This is a genomic window from Sphingomonas sp. M6A6_1c, from assembly GCF_053345135.1.
On the sequence record NZ_JBKEZO010000002.1, the window covers coordinates 488,768 to 508,813 of the forward strand.

At 69.5% G+C, this 20,046-nt stretch carries 18 protein-coding genes, 1 tRNA gene and 1 pseudogene; 11 read left to right on the forward strand and 9 right to left on the reverse strand.

Features of this window, described 5'->3' with window-relative positions; genetic code table 11:
- Positions 1–6: 6 nt before the first annotated feature.
- From ACLBWH_RS05410 to ACLBWH_RS05420, 3 genes are read right to left on the reverse strand one after another with little or no spacing between them, the layout of a single operon-like run.
- Positions 7–171 (reverse strand): hypothetical protein, encoded by a 165-nt coding sequence (locus tag ACLBWH_RS05410; protein WP_322848186.1) that lies wholly within the window; start codon positions 169–171, stop codon positions 7–9.
- Positions 168–1,697, reverse strand: a complete 1,530-nt coding sequence (locus ACLBWH_RS05415; protein ID WP_447797305.1) for a PAS domain S-box protein — start codon at positions 1,695–1,697, stop codon at positions 168–170. The genes ACLBWH_RS05410 and ACLBWH_RS05415 overlap by 4 nt, the downstream gene beginning before the upstream one ends.
- 16 nt (positions 1,698–1,713) lie before the next feature.
- A complete protein-coding gene (locus ACLBWH_RS05420) occupies positions 1,714–2,082 on the reverse strand; it encodes a CsbD family protein (protein WP_447797306.1) in 369 nt (122 codons plus the stop codon).
- A 378-nt stretch (positions 2,083–2,460) separates the two neighbouring features.
- On the opposite strand from ACLBWH_RS05420, the gene ACLBWH_RS05425 reads away from it, so the two are divergent.
- Both ACLBWH_RS05425 and ACLBWH_RS05430 read left to right on the forward strand, forming a co-directional pair.
- Positions 2,461–4,941 carry a TonB-dependent receptor gene (locus ACLBWH_RS05425; RefSeq protein ID WP_322848183.1) on the forward strand — a complete coding sequence of 827 codons (2,481 nt, stop codon included), beginning with the start codon at positions 2,461–2,463 and terminating at the stop codon, positions 4,939–4,941.
- Positions 4,941–5,807: a tyrosine-protein phosphatase gene (locus ACLBWH_RS05430; protein ID WP_447797309.1), complete on the forward strand. Its 867-nt coding sequence runs from the start codon at positions 4,941–4,943 to the stop codon at positions 5,805–5,807. Before ACLBWH_RS05425 ends, ACLBWH_RS05430 begins: the two co-directional genes overlap by 1 nt.
- Positions 5,808–5,873: 66 nt before the next feature.
- On the opposite strand, the gene ACLBWH_RS05435 is transcribed toward ACLBWH_RS05430, so the two are convergent.
- Both ACLBWH_RS05435 and ACLBWH_RS05440 read right to left on the reverse strand, forming a co-directional pair.
- Positions 5,874–7,034 carry an MFS transporter gene (locus ACLBWH_RS05435; RefSeq protein ID WP_447797311.1) on the reverse strand — a complete coding sequence of 387 codons (1,161 nt, stop codon included), beginning with the start codon at positions 7,032–7,034 and terminating at the stop codon, positions 5,874–5,876.
- A gap of 15 nt (positions 7,035–7,049) precedes the next feature.
- A complete protein-coding gene (locus tag ACLBWH_RS05440; protein ID WP_447797313.1) occupies positions 7,050–8,084 on the reverse strand; it encodes an aldo/keto reductase in 1,035 nt (344 codons plus the stop codon).
- Positions 8,085–8,174: 90 nt separating this feature from the next.
- Between ACLBWH_RS05440 and ACLBWH_RS05445 the strand changes: the two genes are divergently transcribed.
- The 4 genes from ACLBWH_RS05445 (at position 8,175) to ACLBWH_RS05460 (ending at position 12,384) form a co-directional block, all read left to right on the forward strand.
- The gene (locus tag ACLBWH_RS05445) at positions 8,175–9,089 is read left to right on the forward strand and encodes a LysR family transcriptional regulator (RefSeq protein WP_447797315.1); all 915 of its coding nucleotides are present in this window, start codon (positions 8,175–8,177) and stop codon (positions 9,087–9,089) included.
- Positions 9,090–9,188: 99 nt separating this feature from the next.
- Complete coding sequence (locus ACLBWH_RS05450; RefSeq protein ID WP_447797317.1) at positions 9,189–11,459, forward strand: PAS domain-containing protein; 2,271 nt, start codon at positions 9,189–9,191, stop codon at positions 11,457–11,459.
- Complete coding sequence (locus ACLBWH_RS05455) at positions 11,456–11,989, forward strand: hypothetical protein (protein ID WP_447797319.1); 534 nt, start codon at positions 11,456–11,458, stop codon at positions 11,987–11,989. Before ACLBWH_RS05450 ends, ACLBWH_RS05455 begins: the two co-directional genes overlap by 4 nt.
- A 5-nt stretch (positions 11,990–11,994) precedes the next feature.
- A complete protein-coding gene (locus ACLBWH_RS05460) occupies positions 11,995–12,384 on the forward strand; it encodes a hypothetical protein (protein WP_447797321.1) in 390 nt (129 codons plus the stop codon).
- Between the two features lie 6 nt (positions 12,385–12,390).
- Here ACLBWH_RS05460 and ACLBWH_RS05465 read toward each other — a convergent pair whose 3' ends face one another.
- Positions 12,391–13,779 carry a glycoside hydrolase family 43 protein gene (locus ACLBWH_RS05465; RefSeq protein ID WP_447797323.1) on the reverse strand — a complete coding sequence of 463 codons (1,389 nt, stop codon included), beginning with the start codon at positions 13,777–13,779 and terminating at the stop codon, positions 12,391–12,393.
- Positions 13,780–13,909: 130 nt separating this feature from the next.
- Between ACLBWH_RS05465 and ACLBWH_RS05470 the strand changes: the two genes are divergently transcribed.
- Entirely contained in the window at positions 13,910–14,716 is an 807-nt protein-coding gene (locus tag ACLBWH_RS05470; protein ID WP_447797325.1) for a SirB1 family protein, read from the forward strand.
- Between the two features lie 322 nt (positions 14,717–15,038).
- Positions 15,039–16,145 (forward strand): DUF1624 domain-containing protein, encoded by a 1,107-nt coding sequence (locus ACLBWH_RS05475; protein WP_447797495.1) that lies wholly within the window; start codon positions 15,039–15,041, stop codon positions 16,143–16,145.
- Between the two features lie 10 nt (positions 16,146–16,155).
- Here ACLBWH_RS05475 and ACLBWH_RS05480 read toward each other — a convergent pair.
- Positions 16,156–17,181 (reverse strand): annotated as a pseudogene (locus ACLBWH_RS05480) (glycoside hydrolase family 43 protein); the annotation flags it as partial.
- Between the two features lie 116 nt (positions 17,182–17,297).
- Positions 17,298–17,672 (reverse strand): winged helix-turn-helix transcriptional regulator, encoded by a 375-nt coding sequence (locus ACLBWH_RS05485; RefSeq protein WP_322848173.1) that lies wholly within the window; start codon positions 17,670–17,672, stop codon positions 17,298–17,300.
- 83 nt (positions 17,673–17,755) lie between these two features.
- On the opposite strand from ACLBWH_RS05485, the gene ACLBWH_RS05490 reads away from it, so the two are divergent.
- The 3 genes from ACLBWH_RS05490 to ACLBWH_RS05500 all read left to right on the forward strand — a co-directional run bounded on the left by ACLBWH_RS05490 (position 17,756) and on the right by ACLBWH_RS05500 (position 19,979).
- Entirely contained in the window at positions 17,756–18,490 is a 735-nt protein-coding gene (locus ACLBWH_RS05490) for an SDR family NAD(P)-dependent oxidoreductase (RefSeq protein WP_447797328.1), read from the forward strand.
- A gap of 129 nt (positions 18,491–18,619) precedes the next feature.
- On the forward strand, positions 18,620–19,072 hold the full coding sequence (locus tag ACLBWH_RS05495; protein ID WP_447797330.1) for a carboxymuconolactone decarboxylase family protein: 453 nt from the start codon (positions 18,620–18,622) through the stop codon (positions 19,070–19,072).
- Entirely contained in the window at positions 19,065–19,979 is a 915-nt protein-coding gene (locus ACLBWH_RS05500) for a sigma-70 family RNA polymerase sigma factor (RefSeq protein ID WP_447797332.1), read from the forward strand. The genes ACLBWH_RS05495 and ACLBWH_RS05500 overlap by 8 nt, the downstream gene beginning before the upstream one ends.
- Here ACLBWH_RS05500 and ACLBWH_RS05505 read toward each other — a convergent pair.
- Positions 19,958–20,032 (reverse strand) — tRNA-Thr (locus tag ACLBWH_RS05505). The genes ACLBWH_RS05500 and ACLBWH_RS05505 overlap by 22 nt on opposite strands.
- Between the last annotated feature and the right edge of the window lie 14 nt (positions 20,033–20,046).

Genomic DNA, 20,046 nt, shown 5'->3' on the forward strand with positions numbered 1-20,046 from the left:
CTGTCGTTATCGGTCGGCGGGCGTACGATCGGCCGGGCCGGTCGCGTCCGCGTCGCGTTCTGCGCGCCCCTTGCGCACCTCGGCATCGTCGCCGAGCAACTTGCCGATCGTTTCCCGCGCGGCGCCCTTGGCCGCGCGCGTCTTCCGGTCGGCAGGTATCTTTCCGGTCATGCGGCCCCTCGCTGCGCGGTGCTGCGCTCGACCGAGCGCAGGACGACCGCGCCGTCGTCGAACCCGCGCGCGCGCGCCCAGGCCGCCGCCGCGGTCCGGCGGTTGACGCCGATCTTGGCGTAGATGCGCGCGACATGGTTGCGCACGGTGTTGCCCGAAACGTCGAGCGCCCGCGCGATGCTCTTGTCGTCGAGCCCGCGGCAGATCAGCGCCAGCACCTCGCGCTCGCGCGCGGTGAGCGCATCGAGCCCGGGGCCGTCGGTGTCCGGCTGCGGCGCGCGCAACCGCGCGAGCTTGTCCATGATCGAGCGGCTGAACCAGCTCGTATCCTTCATCACCGCCTCGATCGCCTCGACCAGTTCGAGCTCGGTCGCCTTGCGGCGGGTGATGTCCTGGAACGCCCACAGCAGGCAGGTGGCGTTGCCGATGGTGATCGATTCGGTCGAGACGACGCAGTCGATCGCGCCGCCGTCGCGCACCGCGATGCGCGCCTCGTGGTTGCGCAGGTCGCTGCCGTCCTCGATCACCGCCTCGACCTCGCCGCGCACCGTATCGTCCGCCCACAGGCCGAGGTCGGCGAGCGAGCGGCCGACGATCGCGTCGGCGGCATAGCCGGTCAGCGCGGTGAAGCTGGCATTTACCTCGCACAGGACGTGGCCGTCGCGCGCGCCGATCGCCATCGGCACCGGCGCCAGCTGGAAGGTGCGGGTGAACCGCTCCTCGCTGTGGCGCAGCGCCGATTCCGCCTGCCGCCGCGGTTCGAGGTCGGCGAAGGTGAACAGCATGCACGGCTGTTCGTCCAGCTCGATCGGCTGGCCCGCGACGATCACCAATTTGGTGCCGCCGCCGGGCAGCACCAGATCGGCCTCCATCTGCGGGATCGTCCGTCCCTCGGCCAGCCGCTGCTTGGCGAGGTCGCGCTGGGTGGCGCCGTGCAGCACGTCGATGTCGTAGACGGTCTTGCCCAGCATCTGTTCGCGGCTCTGCGCGGTCATGTCGAGGAAACCCTGGTTGACCTTGACGAAGCGCAGGTCGGCGAGGCGGCAGATCACCGCCGGGGCCGGATTGGCGTTGAACGACTGTTCGAACCGGTCCTCGGCCTCGAAGCGCGCGGTGACGTCCTGGATGATCAGCACGACGCAGGTCGGCACGTCCTCGTCGGCGTCGTTGAGCACCAGGCTGCGCACCTGATGCACCCAGCGCGGCTCCTCCTCGCCGGCGACGGTCACCTCGACCACCACTTCGGAGAAGGAATCGCCCGCCGCCACCCGCTCGATCGGGTAATCGTCCGCTTCGAGCCGATGGTTGTTGCGATAGCGCAACTGGAAGCGCGCGCGATAATCGTCGACGGTCGCGCCGAGCTGATCGAGCCGCTCGACGCCGTGCATCGCCAGCGCGGCATCGTTCGCCCAGAGCAGGCTCTGGTCGGGATCGATCAGGATCACCCCCTCGTCGAGACCGGAAATGATCTGCCGCAAATGCCGCAGGTCATTGGTCTCGCGCAGGCTCTTGAGCGACGTGGACATCGACGCGCGCCGGCGATCAGTCGCGCTGGCCGTGGATCAGCCAGGCGAGCGCATAGCCGCCCGCCGCGGCGGCCGCTGCCGCCCACAACACCGGGCGTTCGTCGAGGCTGCGCGCGACGACCTGCTTGCCGTGGCGAGCCGCCTCGGCGGCACGGTCGGCGGCATCGGCGACCGCCTCGCGGCCCTTGTCGGCGAGATGCGGCGCGGCATCGATCGCATCCTCGGCGACCGACTGGGCGCGGCCGTACAGGTTCTCCGCGCCACCAGCGACCTGATCGACGACGCCGTCGACCTGCCAGTCGCGGCTGTCGACCGCATCGCCGACGGCCTTCTCGACCTTGCCGCCGACGTAGCGGGCGCCGCCATGCCATTCGTGCGTGTTCATCTCGATCTCCAAAATAAAGGCGCCCGATCCGGCACGGCAGGCATGCAGCCGTCAGCGATCCGATGCGGGCAGGCATCGGATCGGCCGAACCGATCGGGGCGAGTAGGGAAGGCTCGCGAGCAGCCGCCGTGTTCGACCGTTCTGGACATACAAACCTACATCAATCCAGTTGGTTCCTGGTAGCTTTGTGGGGGGTGCCTGATCGTCATGTACCAGACGGGGACCGACGTTCGGCGGTGCGGAGCACCCCGGATATCCCCACGACGCAGGGAGCGGATATTTCACACCGCAACATAAATGTGGCCGATATGTCATAAGTCCGAAACGAACTCATCGCACCGCGCGCCCATGTTTCGTCACGAAACGGGGGGCTTTGTCATGTCATTCACCAACACCGCCATTGCGGCACGGCTGCTCGCCGCGACCGCCGTCTGCTCGACGCTGATCGCGACGCCCGCGTTCGCCGCCGACGATCCCAAGAGCGTCGTCGCCGCCGAGGATCCCAAGAGCGTCGTCGCCGCCGACAGGACGCCCGAGGCGACGCCGGACCAGCTTGCCGATATCGTCGTCACCGCCGAGAAGCGGCCGCAGAATGCGCAGAAGACGCCGATCTCGATCAGCGTGCTGAGCGGCGACGATCTCGCCAACCGGCATGTCGTGTCGCTCGCCGACCTCGGCGACGGATCGATCCCGTCTCTGAAGGTGGCGCCGTTCTACTCGCGCAACTCGGCGCTGATCGTCAACATCCGCGGCGTCGGCGTGCTCAGCGACAGCAACCAGCCGGCGCGCGACCAGGGCGTCGGCGTCTATATCGACGGCGTCTATCTGGGCCGCGCGCAGGGACTCGGCACCGCGCTGTTCGACATCGAGAATATCGAGGTGCTGAAGGGGCCGCAGGGCACGTTGTTCGGCCGCAACACCGAAGGCGGCGCGGTCAACATCGTCACCAAGCGGCCGAGCGGCGAATTCCACCTCAACACGATCGCCGGCATCGGCAATTACGGCGCCTATAAGGGCGAGGTGCATCTCGATCTGCCCGCGATCCAGGATCTCGCGGTCAAGATCGATGCGGTCGTCAGCCATCGCGGCCCGCTGGTGCGCAATCCGTTGACCGGCGCCGACGGCTTCAACGCCTATGACAAGCGCGGCCTGCATTACGAATTGCTGTGGAAGCCGACCACGGATTTCAGCGCCGATTATTCGTTCGACACCTCCTACGACGCCTCGACCCCGCTCTATCTCCAGTTGCTTGCGGCAGGCACGTACAAGCAGGCGCCGCTCGGCACCGTCCAGCCGCAGCGCGCGCGCGACGCCAATGTCGGCGTGCCGCAGCAGCCCAGCGTCGGCAAGGTCCGCGGCAACCAGCTGACGCTCGCCTATCACCCGGCGTCGGCGCTCACCGTCAAGTCGATCAGTGCCTATCGCGCGATGACGCAGACGCAATATGACAACGGCTCCGCGGCCAGCACGCTGTCGGCGCCGACCGCCACCTTCGTCAGCAAGGATTTCGGCGGCAACACCATCCCGCTGCCGTTCTCACGCTACAGCCTCGCCGATTTCCGCCAGAACCAGTTCAGCCAGGAGGTTCAGCTGATCGGCGACGTGGCGGAGGTGCAGTTCGTCGCCGGCGCGCTTTATTATCAGGAGCATGTCGAGGACAATGCCCGCGCCTTCTACACCAACCAATGCACCACCTCGGCCTGCACCGCTTATACGATCCTGCCGCCCAACTTCCGCACCGACGTGGCGAATTACGCAGCGCTGCCGCTCGATTACACCGCGCAGCGGATCGACCGCGCCAGCTATGTGAAGACCAGCAGCATCGGCGCCTTCGGCCAGGCGACCTGGACGCCGGCGGCGCTCGACGACCGCCTCCACCTGACCGGCGGCCTGCGCTGGAGCCGCGACGCCAAGCAGGGCACGCTGCTGACGGTCAACGGCAAGCTGCCGGTCGACCGCCGCGGCGTATCGCGCGAACTGCCGCTCGACGCGCGCTGGTCGCGGGTCGATCCGATGGTCAATCTCGCCGTCGACGCCACCCGCGACGTCCACGTCTACGGCAAATGGAGCACCGGCTACAAATCGGGCGGCGCCAATTCGCGCTCGCAGGAATATGACGCGTTCAATCCGGAAACGGTCTCGGTGTTCGAGATCGGCGCCAAGACCGAATTCTTCGATCGCCACGCCCGCTTCAACATCGCGGCCTATGCCGGGACGTACAAAGACATTCAGATCGACTTCCAGCGTCCCTATGTCGACGGCAAGAACGGCGCGACGACGCGCACGACGATCTCGACGCTCAACGCGCCGGGCACCGGCGGCATCCACGGCGTCGAGGCCGAACTGACGGTGATGCCGACGCGCGGGCTGACGCTCCACGGCTCCTACGCGCATACCTATGTCCACATCCCGCCGGCGGTGAACCCCTATCCCAACGCCAAGGGCGACCTCAGCACGCTCGCCGTGCCGATCTACCAGACCTACACGCCGAGCGATTCGGCGAGCGCCGCCGCCGATTTCGAACTGCCGCTGACCGGCGTGACGCTGCGCGCGCATATCGACGGCAATTACGACTCGGGCTTCTACGCCAATTCCAACGACCCCGTGTACGTCGGCGCGAACAACCCGGCCAACGTCTACCAGCCGAAGGGCGATGCCGCGTTCATCGTCAACACGTCGCTGGCGCTCGCCGATATCGCCATGGGGCAGGGCGGCTCGAAGGTGACGCTGTCGGTCTGGGCGCGCAATCTGTTCGACGAACAGCATGTCTTCTACAAGGCGTTGTACGTCACCACCGGCCTGCAGGGATTCTACAACGAACCGCGGACGCTCGGTGGCCAGGTGCAGGTGACCTTCTGATGCGTATCGTACCATCCGCCGCGACGGTGGCGCTGCTCGCCTTGCTGCCGGGCAGCGCCGTGGTCGCCCGGTCGCAGCCGGTCGCGACCGCGACCGCGGCGGCGCACGAACGGCTGCTGCCGTTGCAGGGCGGGCGCAACTTCCGCGATCTCGGCGGCTATGCCACCGTGGATGGGCGGCACGTCAAATGGGGCCTGTTGTACCGTTCCGGTTCGATGCACGGGCTGACTGCGGCCGATTATGCCGAATTGCAGCGGCGCGGCATCCGCGTCGTCTGCGACCTGCGCGACACCCGCGAGCGCGCCGCCGAGCCGGTCGATTGGCCGGCGCACGGCGCGCCGCAGGTGCTGAGCGACGATTACCTGCTCGATACGCGCGATTTCATTCCCGCCGGCGCGATGAAGGACTGGACGCAGGCGGCGGCACGAGCGGCGATGACCGCGAGCTATCCGAAGATGCTCGGCCAGTTCCGCGGCCAGTATCGCCGGATGTTCGCCGAACTGCTCGCCGGCCACGCCCCGCTCGCGTTCAATTGCTCGGCGGGCAAGGACCGCACCGGCATCGCCGCCGCGCTGCTGCTCACCGCGCTCGGCGTACCGCGCGAGACGGTGGTCGAGGATTATCTGCTGACCAACCGCTACCTCGACGCCGCCAAGCTCCTCGCCAGCCCGGCGCAGGCGGATACGCCCTGGGCGCATCTGCCGCCCGGCGTCACCGCGGCGCTGGCGACGGCGGATCGGCGCTATATCGAGGCGGCGCTGGCAGTGCTCGACGCGCATTCCGGTGGCGCAACCGGCTGGTTGCGCGACGAGATGGGGCTGTCGGCGGCGGACATCGTCCGGCTGCGCACCGCCTATCTTGATTGACCGGGGCGCCGACGGCGTAGCGAACCGCTGACGCAGGCCAGTCGCCGCCCGACCCCCGCCCGGCCTCTATGCGGGGCAGGCGACGCGCGCCGGTCGGCGGACGGCGAGCAGCAGCACGAGCGCCGCAGCCGCCATCGCCGCGCCGGCGAGCGACACCGCGGGCAGGCCGAGCCCTGCGCCGATTACCCCGCCGCCGAGCGCCGCACCGATCGCATTGCCCAGGTTGAACGCCCCGATGTTCATCGCCGAGGCGAGGTTGGGCGCGTCCGCGGCCGCCTGCATCACGCGCATCTGCAACGGCGGCACGATCGCGAAGCTGGCGATGCCCCAGACCAGGATCGCGGCGGCTGCGGACAGCGGCCAGTGCATCAGGACCGCGAAGGCTGCCAATACCGTGGCGAGCACCACGAAGCTCCCCGTCAGCGTCCGTTCGATCGACCGGTCGGCGAGCTTCCCGCCGAGCGTGTTGCCGATCGTCAGGCCGACGCCGTAGAGGACCAGCATCGCGGTCACGAAGCCGGTCGAGCCGTGCGTCACGTCGCGCAGGATCGGCACGATGTAGGTGAAGACGGTGAACATCGCGCTCGCCCCGACCACGGTCAGTGCCAGCGCCGCCAGCACCGGTGCGCGCCTCAGCACGCGCAGCTCGCCGCGTACGTCTCCGCCCTCCGGTGCGGGCAGCGGCGGCAGCGCGACGCGTAGCGACAGCATCGCCACCGCGCCGACCACGGCGATCCCCGCGAAGGCGGCCCGCCAGCCGAGCACCTCGCCCGCCCAGGTGGCGAGCGGGACGCCGCCGATCGTGGCGATCGTCAGGCCCGAGAACATCGCCGCGACCGCACCGGCGCGTCGCTCCGGGGGAACGAGGCTCGCCGCGACCACCGAGCCGACGCCGAAGAATGCGCCGTGGTTGAACGAGGTGACGACGCGCGCCGCCATCAGCAGCCAATAGCCGCCAGCCAGCGCCGACAGCGCATTGCCGAGCGTGAAGATGGCCATCAGGCCGATCAGCAGCGTCCGCCGGTTCACCCGCCCGGTGGTCAGCGTCATCAAAGGCGCGCCGATCAGCACGCCGAGCGCATAAGCGCTGACCAGCAACCCGGCGGCGGGGATCGTGACGCCGAGATCGTCCGCGATCATCGGCAGCATGCCCATCGGCGCGAACTCGGTCACGCCGATGCCGAACGCGCCCAAAGCGAGCGCGAGGAGAGGGGGGTGGAATTTCATCGATCGATTCCCGGTTCAGACGAGCGGCGGGGCGAGGCGGGCGAAGCCCTCCTGCTGGCGATAGGGGGTATGCGGATAGGGCGGCAGCACGTCGCTCGCCGTATCCAGCGCGGCGATCTGCGCGGGCGTCAGCGCCCAGCCAACCGCACCCAGATTGTCGCGCAACTGCGCCTCGTCGCGCGCGCCGATGATGACGGAGGAGACGGTCGGCCGGTGCAGCAGCCAGTTGATCGCGACCTGCGGCACGCTCCGCCCCGTCTCGGCCGCGACCGCCTCCAGCGCGTCGATCACGCGGTACAGATGATCCTGCGTCACCGGCGGCGCGAATTGTTCGGTCTCGTGCAGCCGGCTGCCCGCCGGGATCGGCCGGTCGCGCCCGATCCTGCCGGTCAGCCGCCCCCAGCCGAGCGGGCTATAGACCAATGCGCCGACCCCCTGGTCGCGGCCGAGCGGCATCAGATCGGCCTCATAGGCGCGACCGATCAGCGAATAATAGACCTGATGCGCCACCAGCCGTGGCCAGCCATGCCGGTCGGCTAGCGCCTGCGCCTTCATCACCTGCCAGCCCGGATAATTGGACACGCCGGCATAGCGGACCTTGCCCGCCGCGATCAGCCGGTCGAGCGTGCCCATCAGCTCCTCGGTCGGCGTGCCGGCGTCGAAGGCGTGCAGTTGCAGCAGGTCGATATGGTCGGTGCCCAGCCGCCGCAGCGCCGCCTCGACCGCGCCGATCAGCCGCGCCCGCGACGCGCCCCAGTCCTGCGGCCCGTCGCCCATCGGCAGGCCGGTCTTGGTCGACAGCAGCACCGCGTCGCGCCGGCCGCGGATCGCCGCGCCCAGCACATCCTCCGACGCGCCGTTCGAATAGACGTCGGCCGTGTCGAACAGCGTGACGCCGGCGTCGAGACAGATATCGACCAGCCGCCGCGCCTCCGTGGCATCGCTCCGCCCCCAGGCGCCGAACAACGGCCCGGTGCCGCCGAACGTGCCGGTGCCGAACGACAGCACCGGCACGCGCAGCCCCGATGCCCCCAATTGGCGGTATTCCATGATCAACCCTTTCGCGGTTCAGCGTCGCGTGCATAGATGCAGGGCGGATCGTCTCCGCGGAACCGCCCGGTAAGGCGAAGGATCTGTGCAATGGATGCAAAGATAGCGGGCAATGGCGATCGCGCCCGCTCGCTCGCCCTGTTCGTCGCGGTGATCGACGGCGGCAGTTTCTCGGCCGCGGCGCGGGGGCTGGAGCTGACCCCGTCGGCGGTCGCGCGGGCGATCGACCGGATCGAGGCACGGCTCGGCGTGCGGCTGCTGCTGCGCTCCACCCGCGGGCTGGCGCTGACCGCGGAGGGGCAGGCGTATCTGCTCGCCGCTCGCCGCATCCTCGCCGACCTCGACGATGCCGAACAGCAGATCGCCGATCAGGGCAGCCCGCGCGGGCGGTTGCGGGTGAACGCCGCGCTGGCGCACGGCCGCTTGTGCGTCGTGCCGCTGCTCGGCGACTTCACGCGCGCCTATCCCAACATCCTCGTCGATATCGCGCTGACCGATACGCTGATCGATGTGGCCGGCGGGCAGGCGGATGTCGCGGTACGCTTCGGGCCGCTCGCCGACAGTGCGCTGACCGCGCGCAAATTGGGCGAGAGCGGCCGGGTGATCGTCGCCGCGCCCGACTATCTCGCACGCCACGGCACGCCGCGCGTCCCCGAGGACCTGCACGCGCACAATTGCCTCAACTTCAACTTCCGCCGCGCCGAGCCGATCTGGCCGTTCCGTCGCGACGGGCGCGATCTCTCTCTGTGCGTCGATGGCGGCATCGTCGCCAACAATGGCGAGACGCTGGGGCAGCTCGCCGCCGCCGGCGTCGGCGTCACCCGCGTCGGCCGGTTCAGCGTCGCCGCGGAGATCGCCGACGGGCGGCTGGTGCCGTTGCTCGAAGATTATAATCCGGGCGATGTCGAGCTGATCCACGCGGTGTTCGTCGGCGGCACGCATCTGCCCGCGCGGGTGCGGGTGTTCGTCGACTTCCTCGCTGAACGGCTCGCCCGGCCGGCGTGACCGCCGCATCGGCGACATTCTCGCTAAGTCGATGAATTAATTATACCAAATCTGATGCCAATCGATGCATCGCAACCGCATTTGTGCGTTGTTAGCGGCATGGACGATGCTGCAACGATCGCCGACCTGCGCCAGCGCCTCGCCCGCGCCGAGGCGGCGCTGGCCGAAAGCGAAACCCGCTTCGCCGCCACGCTCGACAGCGTGCCGGTCGGCGTCGCGATGCTCGACACGGAGGGCCGGATCGTCGTCTCCAACGCGCAATATCAGCGCTTCTGCCCGAGCGGGAGCATGCCGACCAAGGATCCGGAGCGGCGCTGGCGCTGGCGCGGCTGGGACCGGGATCGCCGGCCGCTTGATTCGAACGATTTTCCCGGTGCGCGCGCGAGCCGCGGCGAGTGCGTCGTCCCCGGCCAGGAGTTGCTCTACACCAACGACGACGGCAAGGACATCTGGGTGCGGGTGGCGACCACCCCGCTGCGCGATGCCGAGGGCCGGATCACCGGGCAGGCGAGCGTGATCAGCGACATCGACGCGCTCAAGCGCACCTCCGAATCGCTCCGCGACGCCGAGCGGCGGCAGACGTTCCTGCTCAGGCTCAGCGACACGATCCAGCTGATCGACGACGCCGCCGCCATCCGCGACCGCGTCACCACGATGGTCGCGGCGTGGCTGGCGGTCGACCGGTGCCGCTGGAGCGACGCGACGGACGAGGGCGGCCTTGTGTGCGAGCCCGAGGATGCGGCGGCGCTGCACGCGGGGCGGGCGGTGGTCGCGGACGACCCGGCGGGGCACGCGCGGATCGTCGTGCCGGTGATGCGCCGCGGCCGCCTGGTCGCGACGCTCGGCATCGCGCACGACCGCGCCAGAACGTGGCAGGACGCCGATCGCGCGCTGTTGCACGACGTCGCCGAGCGCGCGTGGGTGGCGATCGACCATGCCCGATCGGCCGCCGGCTTCCGCCACCGCGATGCGGAATTCCGCGAGGTTCAGGCGCGTGCGCAGCAACTGATCGACGGCATCGCCACGACGATCTGGGAAACGCCGCCCGACGGCGCGATCACCGCCGACAGCCCCAGCTGGCGTGCCTATACCGGGCAGAGCTACGCCGAATATCGCGGCCTCGGCTGGCTCGACGTGGTGCATCCCGACGATCGCGCCGCCACGATGCGAATCTGGCTGGAGGCGCTGCGCCGGTGCGAGCCGATCGACCTCGAATATCGGCTGCGCGGGCGCGACGGCGCCTATCGCTGGATGAACGCGCGGGCGATCCCGCTGCGGGATGCGAGCGGCGCGGTCCAGAAATGGCTCGGGATGAACATCGATATCGACGTCCGCAAGCAATTGGAGGAGGCGGTGCTCGACAACGAGCGCCGCATGCGCGCGTTGGTCGAGGGCGTGCCGCAATTGCTGTGGCGGGCGCGACTGGCGGGCGACTGGTTCTGGGCGAGCCCGCAATGGTCGGCGGTCACCGGCCGGCCGGAGCGCGACAGCCACGGCAGCGGCTGGCTCGATTTCGTCCATCCCGACGACGTGGTGGCGGTCACCAGCGCCTGGGCGCTGGCGCAGGACAGCGGCGGGTTCGATGTCGAGCATCGCCTGCGCCACCACGACGGCAGCTATCGCTGGTTCAGCACCCGCGCGCTGCCGATCCGCGACGATCACGGGCGGATCGTCGAATGGCTCGGCACCTCCAACGACATCGATGCGCTGCGCCAGGCGCAGGACCGGCAGGACGTGATGGTCGCCGAGCTGCAGCATCGCACCCGCAACATCATCGCCATCGTCCAGTCGCTGGCCGAGAAGACGATCGACGGCGCGGGTTCGCTGGAAGCGTTCGAACATCGTTTCAACGACCGGCTGCACGCGCTCGCGCGGGTGCAGACCCTGTTGTCGCATGCCACGGCCGGCCAGCGCGTGACGTTCGGCGACCTGCTCGATTCGGAACTGACCGCGCTCGGCGCCTTCCATCGCGACGGCGTCGCCGATTCGGTGATCCTCGACGGACCGCACGATGTGCCGCTCCGGTCGGGTGCGGTGCAGAGCCTGGCGCTGGCGCTGCACGAACTCGCCACCAACGCGGTCAAATATGGCGCATTGAAAGCGCGCGACGGCAAGCTCAGCGTGCTGTGGGACGTCGAGCGCGCCGACGACGGCATCCTGTGGCTGAACGTCGACTGGCGCGAAAGCGGCGTGACGCTGCCGCCGGTCAGCGCCAGGACGCGGCCGGGCGGCTATGGCCGGCAGTTGATCGAACGCGCCTTACCCTATCAATTGGGGGCGAAAACGAGTTATGCCTTCACCGATGATGGCGTCCACTGCCGCATCGCGGTGGCGATGGTGTCGGATCGGGCGGGTGGGGAGTTTGGATGATGTCTGACACGCTGCTGCACAACCGCCGGGTTCTGGTCGTCGAGGACGAATATATGGTCGCCGACGCGATGGAGCGGAAGCTGCGTCGCGCCGGCGCGGTGGTGATCGGGCCGGTCCCCTCGGTCGCGCAGGCGCTCGACCTGCTCGCGCGGGAAGGGGAGATCGACGGCGCGGTGCTCGACATCAATCTCGGCGATCACAAGGTCTATCCGGTCGTCGACCTGCTGCTGGCGCGCGGCACGCCCTGCGTCTTCGCCACCGGCAACGATCGCGCCGACGTGCCGCCGGCCTATGCGCATCTGATCCGCTGCGAAAAGCCGATCGACGGTGCCTGCCTCGTCTCGGCGCTGGCCGGCGGGGCGCGGCCCGATCCCGTCGCCGACGCCGAGCCGCTGGTCTTGCGGCAGATCCGCCACCAGTTGCTCGACCATGTCGAGCGTGCCTCCGACCTCGGCCATACGCTGCTCGCCGCGAAATTGTGCGAGGCGCTCGATGCACTCGATGCGATCGACGTGGACCCGGAGGCCTGAGCGCGATGGGGGCGCGGAATGCGGAGGACGAAGCGGCGGCCGGCCACGGCGACCGCCTGAGCGAGGCGGCGCGCGCGATCCTCGTCAACCGGCGGTCGCGGCTCGATCTGCTGCCCGCCGAATTGTTCGGCGAATGGCCGTGGGAGGTGCTGCTCACCCTGTTCGTCGCCGATGCCGAGGGGCGGCGGCTGACCGGGCGGACGATCATCGCGGAGATCGCCTGCACGCCGCGGACGATGACGCGCTGGCTGGAGCATCTGGCGCGGACCGGGCTGATCGTCGGCGACACCAGCGACGATCTCGACGCGCCGCTGACGCTGTCGCCCGCGGGGATCAGCGCGCTCGAATCCTATCTCGCCGCCACCGTGCAGACCGCGCACCTGCTGGGCGTGTGACCGCGGTCAGCGGTCGAAGCGCCAATAATCGACGTCGAGCAGCGAGCCGGGGCTCTTGCCGCGGAACACCAGATACAGATCGTGCACCCCGTTCGCGCCGGCGACGTCGGTGGTCCGCTGCTGCCATTGTCCGCCCGCGCCGGTGACGCCGACCGGCAGCGTGCCGAGCAGCGGACCGTCGACGGCATCGGCGTGCAGTTCGATCCGCGCATCCGCCGTGCCCCGGGCGACCGCGGCGGTGAAGTGCTTCGCCCCCGGCGTGCCGAAATCGACTCCGGCGACCTTGATGTAGCTGCGATCGGTCGCGCGGGTGACGTAGACGCGCGCCGCCTCCTGCGCGGTGGTGACGCCCGGCGCCCAGGCATAAGCGCGGTCGATCGGGCGCTTGGTCCGCCCGGTCCAGGCGATCGTTTCCGCCTCGACGCGGGCGTAGGGATCGAGCGTGCCGATCTGCGGCGCGCGCGTCCGGTCCCACCAGCCGAGGTTCGGGATCGTCCCGTCGGGATTGTAGCTGAATTTGGCGACCGCGATCGAGCGCCGCTCGTGATGGATCGGGGTGAGCGCGAAGTTCAGCTCGTAATGGAAGCCGAAGACGTAGGAGCCGCCCTTATAGTCGATGATGCCGGGATGGTTGCCGGTCGAGCGCGCATCGTGGCGCATGATCTCGCCCTTGTAGGTCCACGGGCCGGTCGGCCGGTCGCTCATCGCATAGCCGATCCCCTCGGCGCAGCAGGTCGAGGCGAACGCCATGTAATAGCGGCCGTTGCGCCCGTAGAACCACGGCCCCTCCTGATAGTCCCGGATCCGCGGCAGCTTGGTGATCGGCCCGGCATAGGACACCATGTCCTTGTTGAGCCTGACGTACCACAGGTCGGGATTGCCCCAGTAGAGATAGGCCTGGCCGTCGCGGTCGATCCACACCGTCGGATCGAAATAGCCCTCGCCCGGCGCGATCAGCGGCTTGCCGAGCGCGTCGCGGAACGGCCCCGCCGGCGTGTCGGCGACCGCCACCGCGATCACGTTGCGCGGCGATCCGGCGACGGTGATCGGCGCGTAGAGATAGAATTTGCCGCCCCGCGCGATCACCTGCGGCGCCCAGGCGTCGTTGGTCTGCGACGCCCAGGGAAAGGTCTTGAGCGAGGCGACGACGCCGCGGTCGGTCCAATTGGCCATGTCGGTGGAGCTGTAGAGCCGCCAGTCGAGCATCTTGAAGCCGTCGGCGTCGTCCTCGTCGTGGCTGGTGTAGAGGTAGACGACGCCGTCGTGGACCAGCGGCGCGGGATCGGCGGTGAAGCGGGTCTGGACGATCGGGTGCTCGACGCCGGCCTCGGGCGCGGCGGCGCCCAGCAGCGCGAGCGGGGCGATGATGCGGAGCAGGGCGGCGGTCGTCGTCATGGCGCGGGTCCTCTCGCTGGCGCCGCCTGGCCGCGGGCGCTTCGTCGCATCGGCTTAGCGAATCGCGTGGGGGTCGCAACCGGCCGATGGTCGCGGTTGCGGAACATCGCCGCGCGCCCATCTTGGCAGGATGGAAGATGATCTCATTCGCCTTGGCCTGCTCGACGACGAGGACATCCTCCTCGATCAGGCGGCCCTCGCGCTCGGCTTGCTCGACCATCGCGAGGGCGACGACGAACCCGGCCGCGCGCTGCTCGACACGATCGCCGACCGGCTCGACGAACTGGCGCCCGGCGCGACCGATGCGCGGGCGCAGGCCGAGCGGCTCGCGCAGGTGTTCGGTGCGGAATTCGGTTTCGCCGGCGATGCCGCGACCTATGACGATCCCGCCAACGCCGATCTGATCCGGGTGATCGAGCGCCGCCGCGGCCTGCCGGTCAGCCTGTCGATCCTCTACGTGGCGGCGGCGCGGCGGCTCGGCTGGACCGCGCATGTGCTCGACGTGCCCGGTCACGTGCTGGTGCTGATCGGCGACGACGTCGCGCCGGTGATGATCGACCCGTTCCGCGGCGGCCGTCCGGTCGGCGCCGAGGAACTGGCGACGATGGTGCAGGCGATGACGCCGGGGCAGACCCCCGCGGTCAGCCACGTCGCCGCGATGCCCAATCGCGCGGTGCTGGTGCGGCTGCTGCTCAACCAGGCGACGCGTGCGGAGGCGGCGGGCCAGGGCCGGCGCGCGCTGACGCTCTACCAGCGGATGACGGCGATGGCGCCGGCCTATGGCCATGGCTGGTGGGAGCGGGCGCGGCTCGAACTGGTCGACGGCGATGTCGCCAGCGCCCGGCGCAGCCTCACCGCGATGCTGGAGATCACCCGCGAACCGGGCCTGCGCGCACGCATCTCCGGCCTGCTGTCCTCGCTGGCGGCGGCGGCCTAGATTCGTCGGCGCCGCGACGTCGACACCTTCGGTCCGTCACCCCGGACCCGATCCGGAGTCCCGCTACGTCCTTTGAGGGTGCCGGTCGGGAGGAAGCGGGACCCCGGGTCGAGCCCGGGGTGACCAAAGGGCGGTGCGCCGCCGACCATCATCGTTCCGAAACGGGCGCGCGAAGGCGAGCAGGACGCCCCGTGGTGGCGGCAGTCGCGGCTTGCCTTTTCCGGGATGATGTAACATCGCGCGACGCAGAAGGAGCCTCGTTCTGCCAGAGACCGTTTCCGCGCGCGCCGCTGCCCCGGCGCGAGCGCCCCGCATCCTGTCGATCGACGCCCTGCGCGGTCTGGTGATCCTGCTGATGCTGGTCGACCACAGCCGCGAATTCTTCTTCCTGCACGCGCAGGTCGGCGATCCCATGGATCTGCGCACGACCGCGCCGGCGCTGGTCGCCACCCGGCTTGCCGCGCATCTCTGCGCACCGGTGTTCGTCGCGCTGACCGGGCTCGCCGCCTGGCTGTATGCCGCGCCGCGTGGCGGGCCGGCGGCCGCGTCCGCCTTCCTCGTCAAGCGCGGGCTGTTCCTCGTCGCGCTCGAATGGACCGTCGTCAGTTTCGCCTGGACCTTCGACGTCACGCCGGCGACCGTCTTCCTGCAGGTGATCTGGGCGATCGGCCTGTCGATGATCGCGCTCGCGGCGCTAGTCCATCTGCCGCGGGCGACGCTGGTCGCGGTCGGCCTCGTCATCCTGCTCGGCCACAATCTGCTCGATTCCGTCAGCATCGCGCCGGGACAGCCGGGACATGACCTGTGGGCGATCCTGCACGATCGCGGCTTCATCGACCTGCCGTGGGGCGGGCGGGCGCGGACCTCCTATCCGGTGCTGCCGTGGATCGGCGTGATCGCGCTCGGCTATGCGATCGGGCCGTGGTTCGCGCGCGACGTCGCGCCGGCGTGGCGGCGGCGACGCCTGCTGGCGACCGGGCTGGCGATGCTCGCCGGCTTCGTCATGCTGCGGCTGGTCAACGGCTATGGCGAACCCGTGCCGTGGCAGGCGGGCGACGACGCACTCGTCACCGCGCTGGGCTTCGTCAATCTGACCAAATATCCGCCGTCCGCCGACTTCCTGCTGCTCACCCTCGGCCTCGGCGCGGGGCTGCTCGCCGGGCTGGAGGCGCTGCCGCGGCGACCGGCCGCGATCCTGGCGGTGTTCGGCGGCGCGCCGTTGTTCTTCTACCTGCTGCACCTCTACCTGCTCCACGCCAGCAACCGCATCGTCGCGATCGCGATCGGGCAGGACGGGCTGGTCAGCGTGCCCGCGGTCGGCTGGCTGTGGCTGATCGCCGCCGCGGTCGCCGTGCCCTGCTGGTTCGCCTGCCGCCGCTTTGCCGCGGCGAAGCGGGCGAGCGACGCCTGGTGGATGCGCTACCTCTGATCTCTCAGCGCAGCGGCCCGTTCGCCACCGGCGGGTCGAACACCGGCGTGCCGTCGTCGCGATAGGTGATCGGCTGGATGCGGGTGTGGCGATTGGGGTCGAACAATGGATCGCCCTTGATCGCATCATAGTCGCGCGCATGGAACACCAGCATGTCGCGGCCGCGCTCGTCGACGGTGAAGCTGTTGTGTCCCGGCCCATAGACCTTGTGCGCGGGCGAAGAGGTCATCACCGGCACGGGGCTCTTGCTCCACGCCGTGGCGTCCATCAGATCGGCGTCGGCGCTGGCGGTCAACATGCCGAGGCAATAGCGTGCATCGGTGGCGCTCGCCGAATAGGTCATGAACAGCCGCCCGTGCCGCGCCAGCACCGCTGGCGCCTCGTTGACCCTGTAGCCGCGGGTTTCCCAGTCGAGTTCCGGCACCGACAACCGCACTGGCTTCGCCGCCAGCGTCAGCGGCGTGGCGAGCGGCGCCAGATAGAGGTTGGAATTGGTCGCGATCCCCGGCTCCTGCTGCGCCCAGGCGAGATAGCGCGTGCCGCGATGGACGAAGCTGGTCGAATCGAGGTTAAACGTGTCCCACGGCGTTTTGAGTTGGCCGAGCACCGACCAGCCGCCGGTCATCGGATCGGCGCCGTCGCAGACAATCGCATAGGTGCGGATATGGAAGACGTCGCCGCCGCCGCCGCTCGGCCCGGCGGCGAAATACATGATCCACTTGCCGTCGATCCGATGCAATTCGGGCGCCCACAGGAAGCCGGAGATCGCCCCGCTCGCCTGATGCCGCCACAGCACCTTCTCGCTGGCGGTCGACAGCCCGGCGAGCGTGCGCGACCGGCGCAGCACCAGCCGATCGTATTCGGGCACCGAGCCGGTCATGTAATACCAGCCGTCGCTATGCCGGAAGACCTGCGCATCGGCACGCTGGCGGACGAGCGGGTTGACGATCGGCGCGGCGGCGGCCTTCGCCAGTGCCGGGGCGGCGACCGCCAATGCGGCACCGGAGAGGAACAGGCGGCGGGACGGTTCGGTCATCGGGGCTCTCCTGGCGGCAGACGGTCCGGATCGCGGCACCCGCAAGCGCAGCATCGTCCGATCTGGACGGATCGTCGGGCACCGGCCCCATGCGTGTCAAGACGGCGACGGGCCGGTCATTCCGCCGCGCGCGTCCAGGCGTCGCGTTCGGCGAAGACGCGCGCCACCTCCGCCATATTCTCCGAACCCCAGACGCACAGAGGCGCCAGCGCCGCCGCCAGGCTGTGCCCGAGCGGGGTCAGCGTATAATCAACGCGCGGCGGCACCTCCTGATGATCGTGGCGCTCGACGATCCCGTCCGCCTCCAGCTCCTTGAGGTGCTGGATCAGCATCTTGTCGCTGACCCCGCGAACCGCGCGGCGCAGCTCGCCGTACCGGCTCGGCGACTGGCACAGGAAATAGACGATCAGCGGCTTCCACTTGCCCGCGATGATGCGCAGCGTCGCGTCGAGGCCGCAGGAGAAGGCGGGGGGCGAAGAAACATCAGTCATATCCGGGTACTTACCAAAAGGTGCATACTTGTCGATAGGTTTGCGCGCCGCCAGTTCTGCCGCACCTCGAATGGAGACACGCTATGAACAGATTGCAGGGCAGGACGGCGGTGGTGACCGGTGGCGGTAGCGGCATCGGTCTGGCATCCGCCAAACGCTTCATCGACGAAGGCGCGTTCGTCTATATCTTCGGGCGGCGGCAGGCGGCGCTCGATGCTGCGCTGGCGACGCTCGGCGAGAATGCGCGCGCGGTCCGCGGGTCGGTCGACGACCTCGCCGATCTCGACACGCTCTACGACACGATCCGGGCGGAACGCGGCCAGCTCGACATCCTGCTCGCCAATGCCGGCACCGGCGCCTTCGCCGCGCTCGGCGACATCACCCCGGAGCATTACGACCGGATTTTCGACGTCAACGTGAAGGGTCTGCTGTTCACCGTGCAGAAGGGCCTGCCGCTGATGCGTGCCGGCGGGTCGATCATCCTGACCGGATCGACCACCGGCGTGATGGGAACGCCGCAGTTCAGCGTCTACAGCGCCACGAAAGCGGCGGTGCGCAATTTCGCGCGGAGCTGGGCGCAGGACCTGCGCGGCAGCGGCATCCGCGTCAACGTGCTCTCGCCCGGACCGACGCGCACCGAACTGGCGCTGGACGTCGTCGGCGAGGCGGCGTTCGAGGCGATGGGCGCGACCACCCCGCTCGGCCGGCTCGGCGAGCCCGTCGAAACCGCGGCGGCGGCGGCGTTCCTGGCATCGGACGACAGCAGCTTCATGACCGGCAGCGAGCTGTTCGTCGACGGCGGCATGGCGCAGATCTGATTCCGCGCGGCCCGGGCGGGCTGCGTCCGGGCCGCGACATGCGGGCGATCGATATGCGCCGGCATGTCACACCCGCGCTGCCTGTCTCGTCTTTTCTGCGGCGCGATCCCGCGCCGAGGGAGATCGACGATGACACCGCGTATCCGCAACCCCCACGCTCTCGCCCCCGAGGCGGTCAAGGCGATGGTCGCGCTGGAACAGAGCCTGACGCACAGCGGGCTCGACCACAACCTGCTCGAACTGGTCAGATTCCGCGTGTCGCAGATCAACGGCTGCGCCTTTTGCCTCCACATGCATTCGGGCGATCTGCGCCGCCACGGCGAAACCGAATTGCGGCTCTACATGCTGACGGCGTGGCGGGAATCGACGCTCTACACCGATCGCGAACGTGCGGCGCTCGGCTGGGCGGAGGCGTTGACGCGCTTGCCCGAGACGCAGGCCCCCGATGTCGATTATGATGCGCTGGCGGCGGCATTCACGCCGGGCGAGCAGGTCTGGCTGACGATGGCGATCGGGGCGATCAACACCTGGAACCGCGTGCAGGTCGGCTTTCGCGTGCCGCATCCGGTGGACGATGGCTGACGCGACCGCGTTCGAGGCGGAACGGCCGCGGCTGCTCCGCCTCGCCTATCGCATGACCGGCTCGTTTGCCGAGGCGGAGGACGTGGTGCAGGACGCGTGGCTGCGCTGGGCGCGGGCGGATGCGGTGGTGGCGCCGGCGGCGTGGCTGACGCGGGTCGTCACGCGCCTGTGCCTCGATCATCTCAAATCGGCGCGGGTGCGGCGCGAGACCTATGTCGGCGCGTGGCTGCCCGAGCCGCTGCTCGGTGCCGCCGGGGCGGAGGACGTGGCGGGGGACGTTTCGGACGATCTCACGCTAACGCTGATGCTGGCGCTCGAACGCCTGTCGCCGCTGGAGCGGGCCGCCTTCCTGCTCCACGACGTGTTCGACGTGGCACTGCCGGCGATCGCGGAGACGCTCGACCGGACGCCGGCGACGGTGCGCCAGCTCGCCGCGCGCGCCCGCCGGCACGTCGCCGAGGCCCGCCCGCGCTATCCGCTCGATCCTGCCGAGGGCACGCGCATCGCCGGCGCCTTCTTCGCCGCGGCGCGCGACGGCGACGCGGCGGCGTTGTCCGCGCTGCTGGCGCAGGACGTCGCGATCCACGCTGATGGTGGCGGGCGGGTCCCGGCGTTCCGCAACGTGATCCGCGGGATCGATCGCGCGCTGCGGCTGTTCGCGGGGTTACGGCGCAAGTATCGCGATGCCCCCGTCGCGCTGCTGCGCCTGACGACGATCGACGGCCTGCCGGGCTATGTCAGCCGCGAACGCGGCGGCGTGCTGCAAACCACGGCACTCGACGTGCGCAATGGCCGGATCGCGGCGATCTACATCGTCCGCAACCCCGACAAGCTGCGCCACGTCGCCGCAGCCTTCCGCCAAGCGGCGGAACAATCAGGAAAAAATGGTGCTGCCGGTGAGGATTGAACTCACGACCTCAGCCTTACCAAGGATGCGCTCTACCACTGAGCTACGGCAGCACTCGACCCGTTCG

What these genes read in the sequence shown, in the direction of transcription:
- ACLBWH_RS05500 (WP_447797332.1), top strand. Translation starts at nt 19,065, where the DNA reads ATGGCTGACGCGACCGCGTTCGAGGCGGAACGGCCGCGGCTGCTCCGC.
- ACLBWH_RS05425 (WP_322848183.1), top strand. Translation starts at nt 2,461, where the DNA reads ATGTCATTCACCAACACCGCCATTGCGGCACGGCTGCTCGCCGCGACC.
- ACLBWH_RS05485 (WP_322848173.1), bottom strand. Translation starts at nt 17,672, where the DNA reads ATGACTGATGTTTCTTCGCCCCCCGCCTTCTCCTGCGGCCTCGACGCG.
- ACLBWH_RS05455 (WP_447797319.1), top strand. Translation starts at nt 11,456, where the DNA reads ATGATGTCTGACACGCTGCTGCACAACCGCCGGGTTCTGGTCGTCGAG.
- ACLBWH_RS05490 (WP_447797328.1), top strand. Translation starts at nt 17,756, where the DNA reads ATGAACAGATTGCAGGGCAGGACGGCGGTGGTGACCGGTGGCGGTAGC.
- ACLBWH_RS05420 (WP_447797306.1), bottom strand. Translation starts at nt 2,082, where the DNA reads ATGAACACGCACGAATGGCATGGCGGCGCCCGCTACGTCGGCGGCAAG.
- ACLBWH_RS05435 (WP_447797311.1), bottom strand. Translation starts at nt 7,034, where the DNA reads ATGAAATTCCACCCCCCTCTCCTCGCGCTCGCTTTGGGCGCGTTCGGC.
- ACLBWH_RS05415 (WP_447797305.1), bottom strand. Translation starts at nt 1,697, where the DNA reads ATGTCCACGTCGCTCAAGAGCCTGCGCGAGACCAATGACCTGCGGCAT.
- ACLBWH_RS05465 (WP_447797323.1), bottom strand. Translation starts at nt 13,779, where the DNA reads ATGACGACGACCGCCGCCCTGCTCCGCATCATCGCCCCGCTCGCGCTG.
- ACLBWH_RS05495 (WP_447797330.1), top strand. Translation starts at nt 18,620, where the DNA reads ATGACACCGCGTATCCGCAACCCCCACGCTCTCGCCCCCGAGGCGGTC.
- ACLBWH_RS05450 (WP_447797317.1), top strand. Translation starts at nt 9,189, where the DNA reads ATGGACGATGCTGCAACGATCGCCGACCTGCGCCAGCGCCTCGCCCGC.
- ACLBWH_RS05430 (WP_447797309.1), top strand. Translation starts at nt 4,941, where the DNA reads ATGCGTATCGTACCATCCGCCGCGACGGTGGCGCTGCTCGCCTTGCTG.
- ACLBWH_RS05410 (WP_322848186.1), bottom strand. Translation starts at nt 171, where the DNA reads ATGACCGGAAAGATACCTGCCGACCGGAAGACGCGCGCGGCCAAGGGC.
- ACLBWH_RS05440 (WP_447797313.1), bottom strand. Translation starts at nt 8,084, where the DNA reads ATGGAATACCGCCAATTGGGGGCATCGGGGCTGCGCGTGCCGGTGCTG.
- ACLBWH_RS05460 (WP_447797321.1), top strand. Translation starts at nt 11,995, where the DNA reads ATGGGGGCGCGGAATGCGGAGGACGAAGCGGCGGCCGGCCACGGCGAC.
- ACLBWH_RS05470 (WP_447797325.1), top strand. Translation starts at nt 13,910, where the DNA reads ATGGAAGATGATCTCATTCGCCTTGGCCTGCTCGACGACGAGGACATC.
- ACLBWH_RS05445 (WP_447797315.1), top strand. Translation starts at nt 8,175, where the DNA reads ATGGATGCAAAGATAGCGGGCAATGGCGATCGCGCCCGCTCGCTCGCC.